Annotated in this window: 3 protein-coding genes; 2 read left to right on the forward strand and 1 reads right to left on the reverse strand. The window is 39.6% G+C overall.

Annotated elements, in window-relative coordinates; all coding sequences use genetic code 11:
* Positions 1–1,334, reverse strand: a 1,334-nt coding sequence (locus tag EWV68_RS09460) for a serine/threonine-protein kinase (protein WP_287169595.1), incomplete at its 3' end; no start/stop codon positions are given.
* A 298-nt stretch (positions 1,335–1,632) separates the two neighbouring features.
* On the opposite strand from EWV68_RS09460, the gene EWV68_RS09465 reads away from it, so the two are divergent.
* Positions 1,633–2,421: an ABC transporter permease gene (locus EWV68_RS09465; RefSeq protein ID WP_287169597.1), complete on the forward strand. Its 789-nt coding sequence runs from the start codon at positions 1,633–1,635 to the stop codon at positions 2,419–2,421.
* 173 nt (positions 2,422–2,594) lie between these two features.
* The gene (locus tag EWV68_RS09470) at positions 2,595–3,179 is read left to right on the forward strand and encodes a pseudouridine synthase (RefSeq protein ID WP_287169598.1); all 585 of its coding nucleotides are present in this window, start codon (positions 2,595–2,597) and stop codon (positions 3,177–3,179) included.
* The last annotated feature ends 115 nt before the right edge of the window (positions 3,180–3,294 follow it).

Consider the following 3,294-nt stretch of genomic DNA (forward strand, 5'->3'; position numbering starts at 1 on the left):
GGACTATATACTACTGACAAAACCCCACTAGAATGACCAGTAAGAGTATGCAATTGTTTTCCGGTTGCTACTTCCCAAATTTTGATAGTATTGTCACTACTCCCACTAGCTAAATAGCGTCCATCGGGACTATATGCTACTGACATAACCCAGTCAGAATGACCAGTAAGGGTACGCAATTCTTTTCCGGTCGCTACTTCCCAAATTTTGATAGTTTTGTCACTACTACCACTAGCTAAATAGCGGCCATCGGGACTATATACTACTGAGTTAACCCGGTAAGAATGACCAGTTAGGGTTTTATCTAAGGGTGAAACCGAAGAATTAATCTTAGGAATAACTGGCGATTGTTTTTGAGTTACAACAGGCTGCGGATTTGGTGGTGGAGATGTTATAGTAGGAGTTATAGGAGGTAACTTTAATTGCCGTTCAATCTCATCTAAACGTTGTAAAATAACCCTAGTATTAGCCGGTCTATTCTCGGGCAATTTTCCCATTAACTCGTCAATAAAATCCAACAATAACGGGTGAATATTTTCCGTTTCTTCTCGCCAAGGTAAAACATCATTAATCGGATCATAAATTTCTAAGGGATGTTTTCCTGTTAATAAATGCACAAAAGTTCGTCCTAAAGCATGAAAATCTGATTGAATCACTGCTTGACCATGTTGTTGTTCATTGGGGGTATATCCGGCTGAGGTAATACCTGTCACCTGTTGACCTTTTACCTTTTGATGATAGGTTTGGGTTTCTTCCCTTGCTGTCCCAAAATCAATTAACACCAACTCGCCACTATTCCGCAACATGATATTAGGGGGTTTAATATCTCGATGCAGCCAATTCTGTTGATGAATTTTATCGAGAATTAAAGTAATTTCTCTCAGCCATTTTAAGGCTCGTTTTTGACTTAATTTATCATACTGGTTGAGCCACTGTTCTAAATTAATCACCTCCACTTTTTCCATAACTAAACAGTGTAATATTTTCCCTTCTCTCGTGGAATATTGAAAATAGGCATCTGCTCGAGGAACACCGGTGACATTTTGACGACTCAACTCTAATAAAACGTCATATTCCCGTTTAAATAATTCCACTGCCTTCGGTTCATTATTCCATTTTTCTTGTAATACCTTAAGGATTTTGGCTGTAAAACCTTCAAAAGCCTCATAAACAATGCCAAAACCGGTCGTATCACTCAATAACCGACTCACCCTATATTTACCATTTAACAACAATTGAGAGCCGCAACTTTGACAGTAACGAGTATTCGAGTTATTATTACTCGGATGCTCCGGTTGAGAACAATCGGGATTAATGCAGTAACAGGGTTTCATCTCGGCTATCAGTTATTTTATTGGGTGAATAATTGCAAGTTTTCTCTTACCTGTCTTTGAAGGCATTTTATCATAAGTAAGTAGTAGTAGTAGGGTGCGTTAGCGATAGCGTAACGCACCAAATTAAATTAATCCTAGGTGTGGTGCGTTACGACGGATTGTTAGATTCAAGTTTAAGCAGAGATTGTCGCCGTCTAACGCACCCTACATTTTACTAAACTGGGATGAGCCACTCTTGAAAAAGGGGACAATTATTAATTATTATTAAAAGTATATTTACTAATTAACCAAAATACCAGTGAAACTAGCTCAAGCTCAGACGATATTAACAGACACTTTAACCGTATTTTGGGGAGAATGGCTAGATTTACGGGCGAGAGTCCTTCAGATCGCCGCCACAGGTTTAGTTTCTCCCCTAATCTATATTATCGGTTTCGGGTTGGGGTTGGGAAGCGCCCTCGATCGCTCGATGAAACCCTCGCTCGGTGATTCCTATCTAGAATTTATTTTACCCGGAATGGTGGCCCTGTCCTCAATGGCGATCAGTTTCGGGGGAACCACCTTTTCCATCTGTGGCGATCGCTTATTTAGTCAAACCTTCGAGGAATTATTATTACTTCCCGTCCATCCCCTCTCATTATTTTTAGGCAAAGTTTTCGCGGGAATTTTGCGTGGTGTAATGACTTCTGCATCAGTGATTCTCATCGCTATCTTATTTACAGGAAAATTTGTCAGTTTTCTCAATCCCCTCTTTTTATTAATTTTAATCTTAAATTGTGCCGTGTTTGCCGGTTTAGGGGCAATTGTCGGATTGCGAGTTAAATCCCTCGAAAGTGTCGGTCTGTATAATAACTTTTTAATCGTGCCGATGTCTTTTTTAGGAGCAACTTTTTTCGACCCCCAAACCTTACCCTGGCCATTAAAAATTATTGTTTATTCCTTGCCCCTCACCTATGCTAGTCTGGGATTAAGAGCCGCAGCCTACGATATAAATCAATTTCCTTGGTTCGCTATCCCTATTTTATTAATCGTCGCTATTCTTCTCTCGATTGTCGGTGCTTATCAATTCTCCCATCAACGGGATTAAATCAGTTATCAGTTATCAGTAATCAGTTATCAGTGGTCAGTTATCAGTTAAGTACCTAAGCAAAGTTAATTAAACATATCTAACTACCTCTTGCCTATTGCCTATTGCCTTTTGCCTATTCTAACCAAGAAATTCATTTTGCACAACTACTTATCTCCTGACTCCTTTTTCCCTTGAATAAATATATCCTTTTTTATAAACCCTACGATGTATTATGTCAGTTTACTGATGAAAATGGTCGCTCGACTTTAAAAGATTATATTCCCATCCCAAATATCTATTCTGTCGGTCGTTTAGATAGGGACAGCGAGGGATTATTATTACTCACAGATAACGGTCAATTACAGCATCGTTTGGGTCATCGTCAATTTGCTCATCCGCGTACCTATTGGGTACAAGTCGAAAGAATTCCAGACCTAAACGCTTTAGGAAAATTGCGTCAAGGTCTTCATATTCAGGATTATCGCACTCGACCAGCAATAGTTAATTTACTAGATTTTGAACCAGATTTACCCCCCAGAGAGCCACCGATTCGTTATCGAAAATCTGTCCCCACCGCTTGGTTAGAAATTACCTTAACTGAGGGGAGAAATCGTCAGGTAAGACGGATGACGGCTGCCGTTGGTTATCCCACTTTAAGATTAATTAGAACAGCCATTACTATTGACAAAAACAATAAATTATGCTTAACAGGATTACAACCCGGTCAATGGCGAGAAGTGACTGAAAAAGAGAGAAAAGCCTTGGAAAGGTTATAACTGGACTTCCCCGTTGACAAAAAGCCATAAGCTGTGCTGTAGAAGGGATTAAGAGAATTTCCAGCGCCCCGTTACTGGGTACAAATCAGAGAAACTCCCAATAAATCTAACGCTT

It is taken from the genome of Microcystis sp. M_QC_C_20170808_M9Col (assembly GCF_007095495.1).
Classification (GTDB): domain Bacteria; phylum Cyanobacteriota; class Cyanobacteriia; order Cyanobacteriales; family Microcystaceae; genus Microcystis; species Microcystis aeruginosa.